At 71.9% G+C, this 17934-nt stretch carries 12 protein-coding genes; 5 read left to right on the plus strand and 7 right to left on the minus strand.

Annotation, left to right across the window (positions count from 1 at the left end; all coding sequences use genetic code 11):
* Positions 1–6: 6 nt before the first annotated feature.
* Together ACFWTE_RS13555 and aceB are read right to left on the minus strand one after the other, a co-directional pair.
* On the minus strand, positions 7–1497 hold the full coding sequence (locus ACFWTE_RS13555) for an FAD-linked oxidase C-terminal domain-containing protein (protein WP_378779655.1): 1491 nt from the start codon (positions 1495–1497) through the stop codon (positions 7–9).
* 144 nt (positions 1498–1641) lie between these two features.
* Entirely contained in the window at positions 1642–3246 is a 1605-nt protein-coding gene (aceB, locus tag ACFWTE_RS13560; RefSeq protein WP_378779656.1) for a malate synthase A, read from the minus strand.
* 349 nt (positions 3247–3595) lie between these two features.
* On the opposite strand from aceB, the gene hflX reads away from it, so the two are divergent.
* Both hflX and ACFWTE_RS13570 read left to right on the plus strand, forming a co-directional pair.
* Entirely contained in the window at positions 3596–5131 is a 1536-nt protein-coding gene (gene hflX, locus ACFWTE_RS13565; protein WP_378779657.1) for a GTPase HflX, read from the plus strand.
* A 432-nt stretch (positions 5132–5563) separates the two neighbouring features.
* On the plus strand, positions 5564–6772 hold the full coding sequence (locus tag ACFWTE_RS13570; protein WP_378779658.1) for an amidohydrolase family protein: 1209 nt from the start codon (positions 5564–5566) through the stop codon (positions 6770–6772).
* 108 nt (positions 6773–6880) lie between these two features.
* Here ACFWTE_RS13570 and holA read toward each other — a convergent pair whose 3' ends face one another.
* Entirely contained in the window at positions 6881–7843 is a 963-nt protein-coding gene (holA, locus tag ACFWTE_RS13575; protein ID WP_378779659.1) for a DNA polymerase III subunit delta, read from the minus strand.
* Positions 7844–8574: 731 nt separating this feature from the next.
* Between holA and ACFWTE_RS13580 the strand changes: the two genes are divergently transcribed.
* Both ACFWTE_RS13580 and ACFWTE_RS13585 read left to right on the plus strand, forming a co-directional pair.
* Complete coding sequence (locus ACFWTE_RS13580; protein WP_378779660.1) at positions 8575–9252, plus strand: globin domain-containing protein; 678 nt, start codon at positions 8575–8577, stop codon at positions 9250–9252.
* 61 nt (positions 9253–9313) lie between these two features.
* The gene (locus ACFWTE_RS13585) at positions 9314–9970 is read left to right on the plus strand and encodes a pyridoxamine 5'-phosphate oxidase family protein (RefSeq protein WP_378779661.1); all 657 of its coding nucleotides are present in this window, start codon (positions 9314–9316) and stop codon (positions 9968–9970) included.
* 76 nt (positions 9971–10046) lie between these two features.
* Here ACFWTE_RS13585 and ACFWTE_RS13590 read toward each other — a convergent pair whose 3' ends face one another.
* From ACFWTE_RS13590 to ACFWTE_RS13605, 4 genes are all read right to left on the minus strand, one after another.
* Complete coding sequence (locus tag ACFWTE_RS13590) at positions 10047–12389, minus strand: ComEC/Rec2 family competence protein (protein WP_378779662.1); 2343 nt, start codon at positions 12387–12389, stop codon at positions 10047–10049.
* Positions 12390–12444: 55 nt separating this feature from the next.
* Positions 12445–13080, minus strand: a complete 636-nt coding sequence (locus ACFWTE_RS13595; protein ID WP_378779663.1) for a helix-hairpin-helix domain-containing protein — start codon at positions 13078–13080, stop codon at positions 12445–12447.
* A 1163-nt stretch (positions 13081–14243) separates the two neighbouring features.
* Positions 14244–14513 carry a 30S ribosomal protein S20 gene (gene rpsT / locus ACFWTE_RS13600; protein ID WP_378779664.1) on the minus strand — a complete coding sequence of 90 codons (270 nt, stop codon included), beginning with the start codon at positions 14511–14513 and terminating at the stop codon, positions 14244–14246.
* 299 nt (positions 14514–14812) lie between these two features.
* Positions 14813–15787: a hypothetical protein gene (locus ACFWTE_RS13605; RefSeq protein WP_378779665.1), complete on the minus strand. Its 975-nt coding sequence runs from the start codon at positions 15785–15787 to the stop codon at positions 14813–14815.
* Positions 15788–16039: 252 nt separating this feature from the next.
* On the opposite strand from ACFWTE_RS13605, the gene lepA reads away from it, so the two are divergent.
* The gene (lepA, locus tag ACFWTE_RS13610) at positions 16040–17881 is read left to right on the plus strand and encodes a translation elongation factor 4 (RefSeq protein WP_378779666.1); all 1842 of its coding nucleotides are present in this window, start codon (positions 16040–16042) and stop codon (positions 17879–17881) included.
* Positions 17882–17934 lie beyond the last annotated feature (53 nt).

A 17934-nucleotide genomic window follows, 5' to 3' on the forward strand; every position in this document is an offset into this window, starting at 1 on the left:
CGCCCCTCAGAACTGCTCGGCCCGCCCGGACTCCACGAGCGGGTGTACGCCCCTGCGCACCCCCGGCCGTTCGCCGCACAGGCGGGGCGTGGGCAGCAGCTTGTCCGGGTTGGCGATGCCGTCCGGGTCGAAGGACCGGCGGAACAGGTCGAACGTCGCGAGGTCGTCCGGCCCGTACATGCGCGGCATCTTGCACGCCTTGTCCACGCCGACACCGTGTTCGCCGGTGATGGAGCCGCCGTGTTCGATGCACAGGTCGAGGATGGCCCCGGAGACCTCCTCCGCCCTGTCCCCCGCGCCGGGCACGGCGTCGTCGAACAGGACGAGGGGATGGAGGTTGCCGTCACCGGCGTGGAAGACGTTGGCGACGCGGATGCCGCTGGACTCCGACAGTTCGGTGATGCGGCGCAGCACCTCGGGCAGGGCGGTGCGGGGGACGACGCCGTCCTGGACGATGTAGGCGGGGCTGATCCTGCCCACGGCGGCGAACGCCGACTTGCGGCCCTTCCAGATGCGGGCGCGTTCCTCCGCGTCGTCGGCGGCCCGGGTCTCGAAGGAGCCCGCCTCGCCGCACAGCCGGGTGACCTCGACGAGCTGGGCGTCGACCTCCTCGGCGGGGCCGTCCAGTTCCACGACCAGTACCGCGGCCGCGCCCTCGGGGTAGCCGCAGGCCACGGCACGTTCGGCGGCCTCGATGGCGAGCGCGTCCATCATCTCGATGGCGGAGGGCAGCACCCCGGCGGCGATGATGGAGCCGACCGCCAGGCCGCCCGCGTCCATCGAGGCGAACGCGGACAGCAGGGTCACGGTCTTCTGCGGGGCGCGGGTCAGGTTGACGGTGATGCGGGTGGCGATGCCGAGGGTGCCCTCGGAGCCGACGAACGCGCCGATGAGGTCGTATCCGGGCGCGTCGGGGCTGCGGCCGCCGAGGCTGACGAGCTCGCCGGAGGGCGTGACGATGTCGAGGCCCCGCACGTGGTTGACGGTGAACCCGTACTTGAGGCAGTGGGCGCCGCCGGAGTTCTCGGCGACGTTGCCGCCCACCGAGCACACCTGCTGGCTGGAGGGGTCGGGGGCGTAGTAGTACCCGTGGGGGGCCGCGGCGCGGGTGACGTCGAGGTTGGCCACCCCGGGCTCCACGACGGCGCACTCGTTCTCGACGTCGATCTCGATGATGCGGCGCATGCGCGAGGTGACGACCAGGACGCCCTCGGGGTGGGGGAGCGCCCCCGCGGAGAGCCCGGTGCCGGCCCCGCGGGGCACGAAGGGGACGCCGTGGTCGGCGCAGAGCCGGACGACGGCGGCGACCTGTTCGGCGGTGGTGGGCAGCACGACGACACCGGGAACGGACCGGTGGTGGGTGAGACCGTCGCTCTCGTAGGTGCGGCGCCGGGAGGTGTCGGTCAGGACACCGTCCCCACCGCAGATCTCCCGCAGGAGGGGGACCAGTGCGGCCAGTGCCGCCGGGGTCCGCGTCGCGGGTGCGGTCTCGGGCATGGCGCCTCCCGGGCTGTTCCACAGAAGTGGGTCCGGGATCGCCTTCCCGGCTGCGGCCTCGCAAGGGGAACGTACGACCGCACCCCCTGCCGGAGCAAGGGGTGCAGTGGAAACACTGTTCCGTTTTATGGAATCGACCTCGGGCTACGGCATGCGCTCGTAGGCCGGCAGCGTCAGGAAGTCCACGTAGTCGTCGGCGAGGGCGACCTCGGAGAACAACTCCTTGGCCTGCTGGTACAGGCCCTCGTCGAACGCCTCCCCGTGGGATTCCCGGATGCTCGCGAGCTCCTGGTCGATGAGCTGCCGGACCAGCTCGGCGGTGACCTTCTCCCCGCCGTCGAGGGTGACGTCGTTGTGCAGCCACTGCCAGATCTGGGACCGGGAGATCTCGGCGGTCGCCGCGTCCTCCATCAGGTTGTGGATGGCCACCGCCCCGTTGCCGCCCATCCAGGCCGCCAGGTACTGGAGGGCGACGTTGATGTTGCCGCTCAGGCCGGCGAGGGTGACGCCGCCCGGGGTCCGGTCGACGGAGAGCAGGTCCGCCGAGGTCGCCTCGACCTCGGGACGCTTCTTGTCGATCTGGTGCGGACGCTCGCCGAGGACCCCGTCGAAGATCTCCATGGCGACCGGGACCAGGTCCGGGTGGGCCACCCACGAACCGTCGAACCCGTCACCGGACTCGCGGGACTTGTCGTCGCGGACCTTGGCGAAGGCGACCTTGTTCACCTCGGCGTCCCTGCGGGACGGGATGAACGCGGCCATGCCGCCGATGGCGTGGGCGCCGCGCTTGTGGCAGGTCTTGACCAGCAGTTCGGTGTACGCGCGCATGAACGGCGCGGTCATGGTCACGGCGTTGCGCTCGGGTAGCAGGAACCGGCGGCCCCGGGTGCGGTGCGTCTTGATGATGCTGAACAGGTAGTCCCAGCGGCCGGCGTTGAGTCCGGCGGAGTGCTCGCGCAGCTCGTAGAGGATCTCCTCCATCTCGAACGCGGCCGGGATGGTCTCGATCAGGCAGGTGGCGCGGATGGTGCCGCGCGGGATCCCCAGGCGCTCCTGGGCCAGGACGAAGATGTCGTTCCAGAGGCGGGCCTCCAGGTGGCTCTGCATCTTGGGCAGGTAGAAGTACGGCCCCTTGCCCTTCGCGATCTGCCGCTCGGCGCTGTGGAGGAAGTAGAGCGCGAAGTCGACGATGCCGCCGCTCACACGCCGTCCGTCGACGAGGATGTGCTTCTCGTCCAGGTGCCAGCCGCGCGGGCGCACCACGATGGTCGCGAGCTCGCCGTCCTCCTTCAGGGCGTAGGTCTTTCCCTGCGGGGAGGTGAAGTCGATCTGGCGGTCGAGGGCGTCGCGCAGGTTGAGCTGACCGCCGATCATGTTCTCCCACAGCGGGGTGTTGGCGTCCTCGAAGTCGGCCAGCCACACCTTCGCGCCGGAGTTGAGCGCGTTGATGGTCATCTTGCGGTCGGTGGGGCCGGTGATCTCGACCCGGCGGTCGGTGATGCCGGGTGCCGGCGGGGCGACCTGCCAGCTGTCGTCCTCGCGGATGTGCTTGGTCTCCGGGAGGAAGTCGAGGTCGGTCCCCGCGGCGACCTGCTCCTCGCGGGCCCTTCGCGCGACGAGGAGCTCCTGGCGGCGTTCCTCGAAGGTGCGGTGGAGTTCGGCGACGAGGGCGAGGGCCTCATCCGTGAGGATCTCGTCGAACCGGTCGTGGAGGGGGCCGGTGATCTCGACCCCGTGCGTGGCGCCCATGGAAACCTTCCGCAATACGAAATAAGCTTTTGGTATGTGGAAAACGACGCTACCGTCAGCGTCGCGGTGCGGTCAACGCCGCTGCCTGGGCACATGATCGGAAAGTTTCCCGCCATGTGAAGGTTCCGAAAATTTCCGCTCGGAAGTTTCGAACTTCTTCAGCCATTATTGACGGAGGGTCACCACCCCACTGCGCAACGCCCCGAAAAGGGCAGTGTCGCGTCTCACCCGGCCTGCGATAATTGAGATGCCCCGGTGGCGGCGAAGTGCCACCATCGGCAGGGCACCCACCGCAGGCCGCTCACGGGAAGAATCACGGGATCGGCCGCGTTGACCCACCTGGAGGGATATGAATACAGCTGACACCCGCGGAAGCTCCGAGCCCGGCCACGAGGCCGCAGGCGAGGACGCGTTCCGCGAGGCGATCACCATCGGGGACGGGGTCGACGGAACCGACGCGACCCGCAGGGCCGACGGCGACCGCCACGACGACCCGAGGAACGCCCCCGACCAGGGGGAGATGGAACTGGCCGAACGCCACGCGCTCCGTCGCGTGCAGGGGCTCTCCACCGAACTCACCGACATCACCGAGGTCGAGTACCGGTCACTGCGGCTGGAACGCGTCGTGCTCATCGGCGTGTGGACCAGCGGCAACCAGACCGACGCCGACAACTCGCTCACCGAACTCGCGGCCCTGTCCGAGACCGCCGGGGCACTCGTCCTCGAAGGCCTCACCCAGCGCCGCTCCAAGCCCGACCCGGCGACCTACGTCGGCAAGGGCAAGGCGGCCGAGTTGCGCGACATCGTCGAGGCGACCGGCGCCGACACCGTCATCTGCGACGGTGAGCTCACCCCCGGCCAGCTGCGTCAGCTGGAGGACGTCGTCAAGGTCAAGGTGGTCGACCGCACCGCGCTGATCCTGGACATCTTCGCCCAGCACGCCAGCAGCAGCGAGGGCAAGGCCCAGGTCGAACTGGCGCAGCTCAGCTACCTGCTGCCGCGACTGCGCGGCTGGGGCGACTCGCTCTCCCGGCAGGCCGGCGGCTCCGGTGGTGGCGGAGCCGGCGGTGGCGTGGGCCTGCGTGGTCCCGGTGAGACCAAGATCGAGACCGACCGTCGGCGCATCAACGACAAGATGGCCAAGCTGCGCCGTCAACTCGCCCACATGCGCACCGCGCGCGACGTCAAGCGGGACGTCCGGCGCACCCGGGAGGTGCCCTCCGTTGCCATCGCCGGTTACACCAACGCCGGCAAGTCGAGCCTGCTCAACCGGCTGACGGGAGCCGGGGTCCTGGTGGAGAACGCCCTGTTCGCCACCCTGGACCCGACCGTCCGCCAGGCGCGCACGCCCGACGGCCGCGGCTTCACCCTCAGCGACACCGTCGGGTTCGTCCGGCACCTGCCGCACCAGCTGGTGGAGGCGTTCCGCTCCACCCTGGAGGAGGTCGCCGACTCCGACCTGATCCTGCACGTGATCGACGGGTCGCACCCCGACCCCGAGAGCCAGATCCGCGCGGTTCACGAGGTGTTCGCCGACATCGAGGCCGGGGAGGTGCCCGAGCTCATCGTGGTCAACAAGGTGGACGCCGCCGACCCGGACGTGCTCAAGGTGCTGCGTACCCGCTACCCGAACATGGTCGAGGTCTCGGCCCGCACCGGCGAGGGCGTGTCCGAACTGGTCGCGGCGCTCGCCGAGGCGCTGCCCGAACTCGCGCACGAGGTCAACGCGCTCGTGCCGTACACGCGGGGCGACCTCATCGCCAAGGTGCACCAGGAAGGCCGCATCATCAGCGAGGAGCACACCGGAGACGGCACGGCGATCCACGCCTTCGTCCCCGAGCTGCTCGCGGCCAAGCTCAACGAGTACGCGCCCAGCAGGGCCTGAGTACGGTGCGGCCCCCGGGGGCCGCACCGGTTCACCGGCCGAAACCGGGGCACCCCCGACCGGGGGCGCCCCGGTTTCGTCTGTCGTGGGCCGTGTCCCGGCGTGCGAAACCGGCCGGAGGGCGGGCCGGGAGCCTTCGTCGCGCAAGCCCACTCGCGAGTTCTGCTCCGCCACGCTCGCATTCGTCCTTCAGGAGAGGTGTACACGGAGTCTGCGAATGGACTACGGTTTTGGAGCACTGGCCGCCAGTGGCCGCTGTCCCCCCGGCAGCCGACTTCTTCCCACTGCCACGGCACCGCGGCGGCCCCACGGCCGCCCCCACCGGCTCTGTCGGATCGTTCCAGATACGAGGTCGTTATGTTCGCCCGTGCATTCCACGACCGTGTTGCGCACCCGCGTGGGCGGAACTGACCGGCGAGGGCGGAAAACCCCATGACGGTAGTACTCCTCAGCAACATCGGTCGGCTGTGGACCGGGAACGAGATGCTCACCAAGGCCGCGCTCCTGCTGGACGGGGACCGTGTGGCCTGGGTCGGGCCCGCCGCCGAACTGCCCCAGCGCATCCCCGGCGTGGTGGACGACCTCACCGACGTCGACGACGTCATCAACATCGGCGGCGGACTCATCACCCCCGGGCTGGTCGACGCCCACTGCCACCCGGTCTACGCGGGCGACCGCTACGCCGAGGTCAACATGTGGGCCAAGGGCGCCTCCAAGGGTGACATCTTCGCGGCGGGCGGAGGTGTGTCCACCACCGTCACCATCACCCGCGGGACCGACCCGTGGACCCTGTGCAACGCGGTCCGCGAACGGCTCCGGCACTGGGTGCTGACGGGCAGCACCACGGTCGAGGCCAAGACCGGCTACCACCTCACCCGGGACGGCGAACTGGCCGACGTGCGCCTGCTGCGCTCCCTGGAGGAGGAACCGGGTATGCCGCGGCTGCACGTGACCTTCTTCCCCGCGCACGGGGTGCCTCCCGAGTTCTTCGGCCGACCCAAGGACTACGTGGCGACCGCGGCCTCGTGGCTCAGCGACGCCGCACTGGCCGGTGCCGACGGGGTCGACGTGTACTGCGACAACCAGCAGTTCACCACCGAGGACGCCCGGATGCTGCTGGGCGTGGGCCAGTCCGTGGGGCTGCGCACCACCCTGCACGCCTGTTCCCGTCCCCGCCACGGCGCGGTGCGGATGGCCACCGAGCTCGGCTGCTCGTCGGTGGACCTGCTGCACGAGACCGACGACCGGGACATCCTGGCGCTCGCCACCACCCGGACCCCGGTGGTGGCCTGCCCGACCACGTCCCTGCACGAACGCCGCACCCCGCCGGTACGGTCCCTGCTCGACCACGGAGTGCCGATCGGCCTGGGCACGGACCACAACCCGGGCCTGTCCGGGACCACGTCGATGCCGTTGGTGATCTCCCTCGCCATCTCCATGTTCGAGATGACCGTCCACGAGGCGCTGCACGCCGCCACCGTGGGCAGCGCCCACTCCCTGGGGCTCAGCGACCGGGGGATGCTCACCCCGGGAAGCCTGGCCGACCTGGTCCAGTGGGACGCCGATCACGAAGGCGCGTTCGCCTGGTCCATGGGGTTGAACACCCTGCGCGTCTGGCAGGGCGGAAAGACCATCCACTGACGTTCGCAGCCCTCCGGGCGAGCGCCCCGACCCTTCCGTGCGAGGACCCCCGTCGCCGCGGTCCGGCCTCCGCCCGGGCCGGTCCTCGGCCACGTCGGACGGATCCGGTCAGCGTGCTCCCCGGGCACGGGCGATCTCGATGACGGCGCGCTCCAGCGCGTACTCCGGGTCGCGTCCGGCACCCTTGATGAGCGCGTCGGTCTCGGCGACCACAGCCATCGCCCGTGTCACTCCCGCGGCGCTCCACCCGCGGGCCTGCTGGCGCAGGGTGCGCAGCTTCCAGGGCGGCACCTTGGCGCGCTTGGCCAGGTCGGCCTCGGACATCCCCCGCGGAGGCTGGGCGGCCACGGCGATACCGCGTATCGCCCCGGCCAGGGCGCTGTTGATCAGCACCGGAGCGGTGCCCACCGCCAGCGACCAGCGCAACTGCTCCAACGCCTCGGGCAAACGCCCCTCGACGGCACGGTCCGCCACGCTGAACCCCGAGGCCTCCGCCTTGCCGGAGTGGTAGCGGGCCACGGCCGCCCCGTCCACCCTGCCCTCGGTGTCGGCCACCAGTTGGGTGCACGCAGCGGCGATCTCCCGCAGATCGGTGCCCACCGCGTCCACCAGGGCCTGGGCGGCGTCCGGGGTGATCTTACGGCCTGCGGCGGCGAACTCGCCCTTGACGAACGCCACCCTCTCGGGGCCCTTCGTCGGCCCCTTGCAGTCCACCCGCTGGGCGCCGGCCTTGGCCGCGGCCTGCAGCAACGCCTTGCCCTTGTTGCCGCCCGCGTGCGTGAGCACGAGGTCGACGTCGTCGGCCGGGTCCTTCAGATAGTCGGTCACGGTCGCCGCCAGGTCCTTGACGAGGTCCTGGGAGGAGCGCAGTACCACCACCCGACGGTCGCCGAACAGGGAGGGGGAGGTGACCTCCACGACCGTGTTCATGGTCACCTGGGAGGGCACCAGGTCGTGGACGTCCACGCCGGGGTCTTTCTCGCGGGCCGCCGCCACGACGGCGGCGACCGCCCGGTCGACGAGGAGTTCCTCGTCGCCGACGATGATCGTGAGCGGGGCGGGTGCAGGCATACAACGAGGATGCCATGACCCGGGGACGGTTCCCGCCCCCTTTTCCGGACCCGCCGGGCGGTGGCCGGGGCGTCGTCCCGGCCGCCGCTTCCCCCGCGGGGCCGGGGCGTTCCTGCGCGGTGTGGAGGAGACACAGAAGAAGAGGGGACGTAAGGTACGCATTGGTAACTGTGTAGCGTGTGGGCACGTCTGTTACAGTGCACGACACATACCAGTACAGAGGGTTAGGTATGCGAATATTCGCCCCTTGCCTCCCTCGACAGATGGTCTCCTGGACCGCCCCGGCTCCCAGGGGAGACCCGAGACCGGAAATGGTTAGGCAGCGTTGAGGGATCGCACAATCTCGATACTGTCGGACACCCGTTGCGTCCGCTCACCCCGTACCGGGGCCGTACGAACGGTCGGTCCCCGGCACCCTCCACGGACCGCCGTGGTGCGGCCGGGGGCGGTACACGTGTCCACTGTCCCGGGACCACCCATCCGTTCCGGTGCCGCCGCGGTGCGGCTCCTGTGACAAGGCGGGCCACGACCCGCCTGATCCGTCCGTGCCCGGGGGCACGCCACCAGAACAAGTGAGTACCGATCGGTCCGCGTTCGCCCGGAACCGTGGTCGGGCCGCAGCGAGGCATCCCCGAGGCCTTGGCCCCCTTCGCGCCCCGCGCCGACAGCGCGGTCCGGAGGGAGGGACACCGTCCTGCCGCGCCCCACCACCCGAACACCTGGAACCGCCCTTGCAACCCCGCCGCATCAACGAAGTCCCTCTGCCCAGTGCCTCGGTCATCGAGGCGGTCCGCGAGTCGTGCGCGAGCCTGCCCCCGGGATCGACCCGTCTCTCCGAGTGCTTCTACGCGAACCTCTTCGTCATGGCCCCCGACGTCCGGGCCATGTTCCAGGACGACATCCGGCCCCAGCAGAAACGCATGGCCGAAGCGCTCGTGGAGGTGGTCCGCTACCTCGACGCACCTGACCACGTGGCCCAGTTCCTCAGGGAACTGGGAGCCCAGCACTACCGGGAGCTCGGCGTCAAACCCGAGCACTACCCCTTCGTGGGCCGCGCCCTCGTCCGCGCGGTCAGCGAGGTGTCGCCGACCTGGTCGTCCTCCATGAGCTCGGCGTGGGTGCTGGTCTACGAGTGGATCACCGCCACCATGCTCGCCGGAGCTGCGGACGCCATGGCCAGGGAGTCCGGCGCGCAGCGCCCGTCAGGCGGCACCAGGGCGCCCGGAGAGCAACGCCCGACCGGCGCCAGGCACTCGTACGACACCCCGCGTCCATCGGGCGAGCAGCGCCCGTCCGGCGCCAGGCATGCGTACGAGACCCCGCGCCACTCCGGAGAGCAGCGCCCGTCCGGTGACCGGCACCCGTACGAGAACCAGGGCCCGTACGGCGCCTCCCAGCCCACGCGCTGATCCCGTTCGAGCCCCCGGCCCACCCCATCCCCGCCCCGCACCCCGTCGAAAGTCCATTGTGATGAGTGAGACCGACCAGAGCCGCACACCGGGCACCGAGGGCGAGCGCTACGTCCAGACGGTGACGGGCACGACAGAGCGGGCCGACCGCTTCTACCGGGACCAGATGCTGGACCGGCTCAACCCCCGGATGTGCGAGTTCATCGCCCGGCAGGAGATGCTGTTCATCGCCACGTCGGACAGCAGCGGCGAGTGCGACTCCAGTTTCCGGGCCGGTCCGCCGGGGTTCGTCCACGTCGTCGACGAGCAGACCCTGGTCTACCCCGAGTACCGCGGAAACGGAGTGTTCGCCAGTGCCGGGAACATCATGGAGAATCCGCACATCGGGCTGATGTTCCTCGATTTCCAGCGCGAACGGATCGGCCTGCACGTCAACGGCCGGGCCCGTCTCCTGGAGGACGACAAGCTGCGGGGCCACGTCCGCGGTCTGCCCGTGCCCGAGGTGCCGGGGCAGCGGGCGATGCTGTGGACGATGGTCCACATCGAGGAGGCCTACATCCACTGCCGCAAGCACATCCCCCACCTGCGCACGGTCGGCAGGGACGAGGACTGGGGGACGGACGACGTCCAGCGCAAGGGGGGCGACCACTTCGCCGCCAAACAGACCCCTTCGCCGTGGAGCACGCCCCGGTCACCGGTCACCGGCCGCCACGCCTGAGCGACCCGGCGCCGGGCGGAGGGCACCCCGCCGCGGGGCACATCCGCGGTGGGGCGCCGGGCCGCCCGCGCCCGGCTCAGCGCGAGGGGCCGGGGCCGCGGACCACCGCGATGTCGGGACCGGTCCCGAGGCCGTTCAGGACCGCCACGTCGCCGTCGCGGTCCGTACGCAGGTTCACCTCCGCGACCCGCTCCAGCACGCCCCACGTGAACGGAGCCGGGTGCCCGTACGGGTTGTCGGCCCCCACCGACGTCACCGACACCACCGGGTCGGCGGCCTCCAGGAACGCCGGGACCTGCGTTCCCGCACCGTGGTGCGGCGTGGCCAGCACGGTCACCGCCAGCAGGTTCGCGTCCGGCCCCGCCAGCAGCCGGCGCTGGGCCACCTCCTCGACATCGCCGGTCAACAGCAACGACGGTCCCGTGCCGTCCGCGCGCACCACCATCGAGGTGTCGTTGAGCGAACCCGAGAACCCCGCGTCGGGCCACAGCACCCGGAACAGCCACGGGCCGACCCGTAGCGCCCGCCCGGGCGCGGCCTCCGCCAGTTCGACGCCGGCCCCGGTCAGCAGCCGCCCGACGGGCGTGCTCCCGAACCCCGGTGGCGCCATCGCCGTGTGCACCCGCCTGTGCCGCAGCACACCGGGAGTCCCGTCGACGTGGTCGGCGTGGTCGTGGCTGAGGAGCAGCAGCGGAACCTCCCGCACACCGAGGCGGTCCAGGCAGCCGTCCACCACATCCGGGTGCTCGCCGGTGTCGGCCACCACCGCCGACCCGGGGGCCACGTACAGCACGAACGCGGTCCCCTGTCCCACGTCGCACGCGACCAGCGCCCACCCCGCCGGCGGCCACCCGCCGGGAACGCACCTGGCGGCCAGGGCAAGGATCAGCACGGTCGTCATGACCGCCGCGACCAGCGCGCGCAGCCGCCCGCGCGACAGCAGGAGGGCCGCCAGGACGACCGCCAGGAACACCCCGCCCACGAGGTCGGACCGCCACGGCAGCGCCCCGTACGGGACGCGGGCGCCGACCTCGGCGACCGCCGCGATCCACGCCACCCCCAGGGCGGGCAGGTGTACCGCCACCGCCGCCGCCCCGGGCCACACCGCGGCCAGGGCCGCCACCGCCGAACCCGCCACGGTGACCGCGGCGACCACCGGCGCCGCCAGGACGTTCGCCGGGACCGCCACCCACGACAGCTCGCCCGACAGCACCACCAGCACGGGGGCGACGGCGACGTGGGCGGCCACGGCCACGGCGAACGCCTCCGCGACCGGCGGCGGCATGTGCTCCGACCACGCCCGCGCCCACGCGGGCACCAACAGCAGGATGCCCGCGGTGGCCAGGACCGAGAGGGCGAAGCCGAAGGAGGCGGCCGACCCCGGGGAGACGAACAGGACCCCGACCACGGTGGCGCTCAGAGCGCCGAGCCCCGCGTGCGCGCGGCCGGTCGCCAGCGCCAGCAGCCCCAGCGATCCCATGAAGGCCGCCCGCACCACGCTCGGCTCCGGGCGGCACACCAGGACGAACACCCAGATCACCACCGCGCCGCCCGCCACCGAGCACCAGGGCGGAGCGCGGAGCAGCCCGGCCGCGGCCAGGACGAAACCGGTGAGGATTGCCAGATTGGCGCCGGACACGGTCAGGAGATGCGTCATGCCGGTGGCCCGGAAGTCCTCGGCGGTGTCGGGAGGCAGCAGGGAGGTGTCACCGACGATCAGTGCCGGAAGCAGCCCGCGCTCCGGTTGCGGCAGCCCGGAAGAGGCGTCCCGCAGCCCCTCCCTCACCTGTCCGGCGAAGGCCTGGAACCGCCCCGGGGCGGCCACGTGCTCCGGGGGCCCGCGCACCAGGACCAGGGCCGCCGTCAGGGGGTCGTCCTCCACCCCGAGGAAGACCCCTCGCGCACGGAAGGCCTGCCCGGGCAGCAGGTCGCCCCAGCCCTCTCCGGAGGCCAGGACCACCACCGGTGCCCGTGAGGGCCGGGGCCCGGCCCCGAGCCGGACCCACGCGGTGCGGGAGCGCACCACCCACCCGGCCCGCCCCGGCCTGGGAGTGCCGGCCCTCGATGCCGGGTCGCCGGCCGCCACCGCCTGGAACTCCACCTCGCGTCCGTGCCGTGCGGCCTCCGCCGCCGCGCTCGCGGCCACGCGGTGCACGTGGACACCGGTCACCGCGGCCACCGTGGCCGCGCAGACCAGAGCCGCCACGGCGGTGAGTACGGCGGCCTCGGACGGAGGCCGTGACGCCGCGAACAGCACCACCGCCGCGCACCCGGCGATGCCGCCGCACACCCACGCCGCCCACGGGGGCGCCGCGAGAGCGCCCAGGGCGGCGAGCCACGCCGCCACCGCGGGCACGAGCAGTCGCAGGTCGGGGGGCCGTCCCAGCCCCAGGGCGTCGGTTCCGAGCCACGTCACCATGGCCGAGGCACCTCCGGGATGACGCGGGGCACACAGGACAGGTCCGGCACGGTCCTCACCCCACCGTCGCGTGGGGGGCGAGGTCGGCGAGCACCTTCTCGCCGATCCTGTCCACGTTGATCAGGTCGTCGACGCTGGAGAACGGCCCGTGGGCCTCCCGGTAGGCGAGGATGTTCTCCGCGATCACCGGCCCCACCCCGGGCAGGGTCTCCAGGAGCGCGGCATCGGCCCGGTTGACGTCGACCGGTGCCGCCCCACCCCCAGCCGCCGCGGCACCCGGCGGGCCGGTCCCGGAGGCTCCCGGGGGCAGGGGGACGCCCACCAGGAGCTGCTCGCCGTCGGCCAGCGCACGCGCCAGGTTGAGCAGGTCGAGATCGGCCTCCGGCAGGGCTCCGCCCGCCTCCTCCACGGCGTCGGCGACACGCGACCCGGGCGGCAGCGTGTACAGGCCCGGCTCCGCCACCTCACCGCCGACGTGCACGACCAGGTCGGCCTCGCCGTCGGCCGGCGCCGGACCGCCCGAGAGCTCGGCACCGGTGGCGTCGGTCCCGGCGGGGTCGGTCCCGGTGGTGTCGGTCCCGGCGGGGTCGCCGGGCGCGGAAGCGGCCTGGGCGACCATCTCCGGCGCCGGCACGGTGGTGGGCCGCCCGTGCAGCACCAGGACCGCCGCGACGGCCAGCACACCGACCACGATCAGGGTGAGTACCGAACGCCGGGACAGGGTCGCGTGGGGTGACCAGCGCTGTGAGAGGCGTTCGAGGAAGGCGTGCGGCGGCTCCGGGACGAACTCCGCGTACCCGGAGGGAGGACGCTCCGCGCGCCGGTGCCGTCCCCGCTCGCCGTCGGGCTCCGCCCACGGCCCGGCAACGTCCTCCCGGAGCGGGCCGGTCCTCCCGGTTCGGTCCCCGCGGAGCGGGTCCGGCCCCCCGGTCCCGCCAGGGCCGGGGTGCGGTGGGTCCGCAGCCCGTACCCGGCTCCCGCCCGGGGCGGAGGAGGGGGACGTCCGAACCGAACCGGCGCCTGCCCCGGCCGACCGCGGCGGGGGGCCTCCCCGTGGCAGGGACGTATTCCCGGCCCGGGCGGAGCGGGGCCCGCCACGAGCGCCGTCCGCGGACGGCGCCGCCCTCCCGCAGGCGGGCAGGGCCGGCGGCGCCGGGGCGACGGTCAGTGTGTCCTCGGGGGCCCTCTCCGGCCAGGCGTCCCAGGGCTCCCCAGGAGCGGTTCGCCGGTACACCGGTGGGCCTTCCGGCAGTGGAGCCCGCGGGCGGTACGGGACCTCGGAACCGGCCCCGCCCACGGCGTAGGGGGCACTCGGCAGAGGCGGGCCGCCGGCGGGCGGCGCCCCAGGCGGGGGAGCCCCGGGCACGGGAGCCGGGGCCCGTCCGGAGAACGCGGGGCGCGGGGGCGCCGAGGACACGGTCGGCAGGGGATCGAGGGGAGGTCGTGGGATCCGCGCCCGCAGCCTTCGCGCTGTGGGAGAGGAGTCCAGGGTGAGCGCCCGGAGCCGGGTCTGCTGGTCGGGCGCGGGACTGTGACGCCGGGGGTGGCGCTGAGCGGTCATACGACAACGTTAGGAAGCCGCGAACGCCCTGTCACCGGCCGGTTTCCACCTGTGGACAACTCGGCGGGCGGGGCCCGGAAACGACAGAACCGGCCCGGTGCGGACACCGGGCCGGTCCAAGCAGGTCTGCCCTGGAAGTGCTTCTCAGAAAGCTTTCGGGCCGGCGAGCGGCCGTCCTGGCCATCTCTCGCACGACGGTGCGCGGCGTTCGGTCCGGGGATGCCTCACGAGCGCGAAGGCGCGGGGAGAGGCAGCCCGGTGGACGCGAGCCCGAAAGGGCGCGAGAAGAGGACCTAGGCGGACTGAAGCTCGTGCAGGCGCTTGGCGATCGCGCTCTTGCGGTTCGCGGCCTGGTTCTTGTGGATGACGCCCTTGCTCTGGGCCTTGTCCAGCGCGCGCGAGGCGCCGCGCTGCGCGACGATGGCCTTCTCGACGTCCCCGGCCTCGGAAGCCTCACGGAACTTGCGGATGGCCGTCTTCAGCGAGGAGCGCACCGCCTGGTTGCGGACACGGGCCTTCTCGTTCTGCCGAATGCGCTTCTTCTGCGACTTGATGTTCGCCATGCGAAAACGTGCTCCAGTTACTCTGATGATCGCGTCGGTCGAACAAGCGGCTCAACTCGCGGGCAGCCGTTCCGCGAGAGGCCAGGGTGGGCGCCGACGCCGGGTGTGTGAGTCCACGGGGCTCGTATTGGAACGTGGAAGTCCGAGACACGGACTTCCATTATGCAGCACACCGCCACCACTTGCGCACGCAGGTCCCGTCCCGTACACGCGCAGACGGTCCGTGCCGCCCCGGATCCGCCTGCCCCGCCGGGGACCCGTACCTGCCCCAGGCGAGCCCCTCCGCCGGAGCGTGCGCCCTACGACAGCAGCCATCCGGCCGTGTACGCTGCCACGTCCCCCTCGCCGGTCTCGTCCGCGAGGTAGAACGCCACCCCGAGGGTCCTCCCCTCCGCGGGCTCCGCCTGTGTCAGGCCGAGCCGGACCCCGGCGAGCGCGGTCGCGGCCGACTCGTTGCCGACCCGCGGCCCCCACTCCCCACCGCTGTAGGTCGGCAGGCCGAAGCGCACCGCCACGTCCTCGCGCGTGCTCAGGGCGGCCAGCGACTCGGTCACCTGCCGCACCATGAACCCTCCGTACATCGCCTCCGCGGGCATCTCCGCGCCCACGCCCGGCAGCACGACCTCGTCGGCGTGTTCGGACATCCGGTCCAGGTAGCCCTTGGACCAGTACTTCTCCCCGCCGTCGGCGACGAACGAGGCGACCCGGCCGCCGGGCACCAGCTCCACGTGGTGCGCCTGCAGCGACAGCACGGGGTCCTCGCCCAGCTCCTCGCGCACCAGCTCCATGAGAGCGGGCATCGACGGGTCGTTGACCGTCACCGGCCGGATGTCCAGATGGGCCCCGGCGAACCCGTCGGCCGCCACCTCGGCGACGGCCGGGGCCAGGGCCTCACGCGCCTCGGCGCCGAACCGGTCGCGGATCAGCGACGACCCGTCCGCCTCGTGGCGCAGCCACGCCAGCGCCCGCACGTCCGGGTACTCCGCGCCCAGCCACGACAGCAGGGCCCCGGTGTCCTCGACCCGCTCCACCGAACCCTCGGCGTCGATGTCGCCCGCGTACACGTACACCGTGTCCACCCCGCCGGTGTCGAGCACCCGCGCCAGGTTCCCGGTGTCCTCCCAGGAGCCCACCCACGCGGCGTCGGCGCCCTGGGAGGCCGCCCACGGGGCAGGGTTCCCCGAGTACTGGTAGGCCAGCAGCGCCCCCGCGCCCACCAGGACCACCGCGACAGCGGCCAGCCCGGCGAACAGCCGTGTCAACAGCCACTTCACCCGATCGCTCCTCACACGCTCCGGCCGGGCCCGTGGCCCGTGCGTGAACGGCACGTTCCCGGTGCCAGGTCACATAATCTGGACACGAGACCCACACCCGTACCCCATACTGCCGCACGGACGGCGGTCGTCCAGGGGAGGGCGACCCCGTCGCCGTGGGAGGATTGACGATGCCGTGGGCCCACGCCGCGGCGGGGCGGTGACGCCGCAGGCGCACACGCGACCCGGACCCTAACCTGTGAACGGAGCACGGTGGCACAGCCGAACTGGACCGATCCCGCGCTGATCCGCAACTTCTGCATCATCGCGCACATCGACCATGGCAAGTCGACGCTGGCCGACCGGATGCTCCAGCTCACCGGAGTCGTCGAGGACCGCCAGATGCGCGCCCAGTACCTCGACCGCATGGACATCGAGCGCGAGCGCGGTATCACCATCAAGTCGCAGGCCGTGCGGATCCCGTTCACGGCGCTCGACGACAAGACGTACACGCTGGACCTCATCGACACCCCCGGGCACGTCGACTTCACCTACGAGGTCTCGCGTTCGCTCGCCGCCTGCGAGGGCGCGGTCCTGCTGGTGGACGCCGCACAGGGCATCGAGGCGCAGACCCTCGCCAACCTGTACATGGCGATGGAGAACGACCTCACCGTCATCCCCGTGCTCAACAAGATCGACCTCCCGGCCGCCCAGCCGGAGAAGTACGCGGAGGAGATCGCCGGCATCATCGGCTGCGAACCCTCCGACGTGCTCAGGGTCAGCGCGAAGACGGGGCAGGGCGTCGAGGAGCTCCTCAACGAGATCGTCAACCAGATCCCCGCGCCCGTCGGCGACGCGGACGCACCCGCCCGCGCGATGATCTTCGACTCGGTCTACGACACCTACCGCGGCGTCGTCACCTACGTCCGCGTGATCGACGGCAAGCTCAGCCCGCGCGAGCGCATCCAGATGATGTCGACCCGGGCCTCGCACGAGATCCTGGAGATCGGCGTCAGCTCGCCCGAGCCCACCAAGTCCGGCGGCCTGGGTGTGGGGGAGGTCGGTTACATCATCACCGGCGTCAAGGACGTGCGCCAGTCCAAGGTCGGCGACACCATCACCACCCTGAACAAACCGGCGACCGAGATGCTCGGCGGCTACCAGGAACCCAAACCCATGGTGTTCTCGGGCCTGTACCCGATCGAGGGCACCGACTACCCGGTGCTGCGCGACGCCCTGGAGAAGCTCCAGCTCAACGACGCCGCCCTGGCGTTCGAGCCGGAGACCTCCGCGGCGCTGGGCTTCGGCTTCCGCTGCGGGTTCCTCGGTCTGCTGCACCTGGAGATCACCCGGGCCCGCCTGGAGCGCGAGTTCAACCTCGACCTCATCTCCACGGCGCCCAACGTGGTCTACCGGGTGGAGATGGAGGACGGCCTTGAGCACGTCGTGACCAACCCCAGCGAGTTCCCGGTCGGCAAGATCGCCGCGATCTACGAGCCGATGGTCAAGGCGACGGTGCTCAGCCCCTCCGACCACATCGGCCAGATCATGGAGCTGTGCCAGGAGCGGCGCGGCGACCTCCAGGGCATGGACTACCTGTCCGAGGACCGCGTGGAGATGCGCTACACGCTGCCGATGGCCGAGATCGTGTTCGACTTCTTCGACCACCTCAAGTCGAGGACCAAGGGCTACGCGTCCCTGGACTACGAGCCCACCGGTGAGCAGCAGGCCGAGCTGGTCAAGGTCGACATCCTGCTCCAGGGCGAGGCCGTCGACGCGTTCTCCGCGATCGTGCACAAGGACAAGGCCTACACGTACGGCGTGGACATGACCAAGAAGCTGCGCGAGCTGATCCCGCGGCAGCAGTTCGAGGTGCCCATCCAGGCGGCCATCGGTGCGCGGGTGATCGCGCGTGAGAACATCCGCGCCATCCGCAAGGACGTGCTCGCCAAGTGCTACGGCGGCGACATCAGCCGTAAGCGCAAGCTGCTGGAGAAGCAGAAGGAGGGCAAGAAGCGGATGAAGATGGTCGGCCGGGTCGAGGTGCCCCAGGAGGCCTTCATCTCCGCTCTGTCCACCGACGGCGGCGGCGGCGAGGACAAGAAGAAGAAGTAGCTCCCGGGCCGGGCGGGCCCGGGGGACGGCGGAGGGGGTGCCCGGGAGGGGAC

It is taken from the genome of Nocardiopsis sp. NPDC058631 (assembly GCF_042716955.1).
Classification (GTDB): Bacteria; Actinomycetota; Actinomycetes; order Streptosporangiales; family Streptosporangiaceae; genus Nocardiopsis.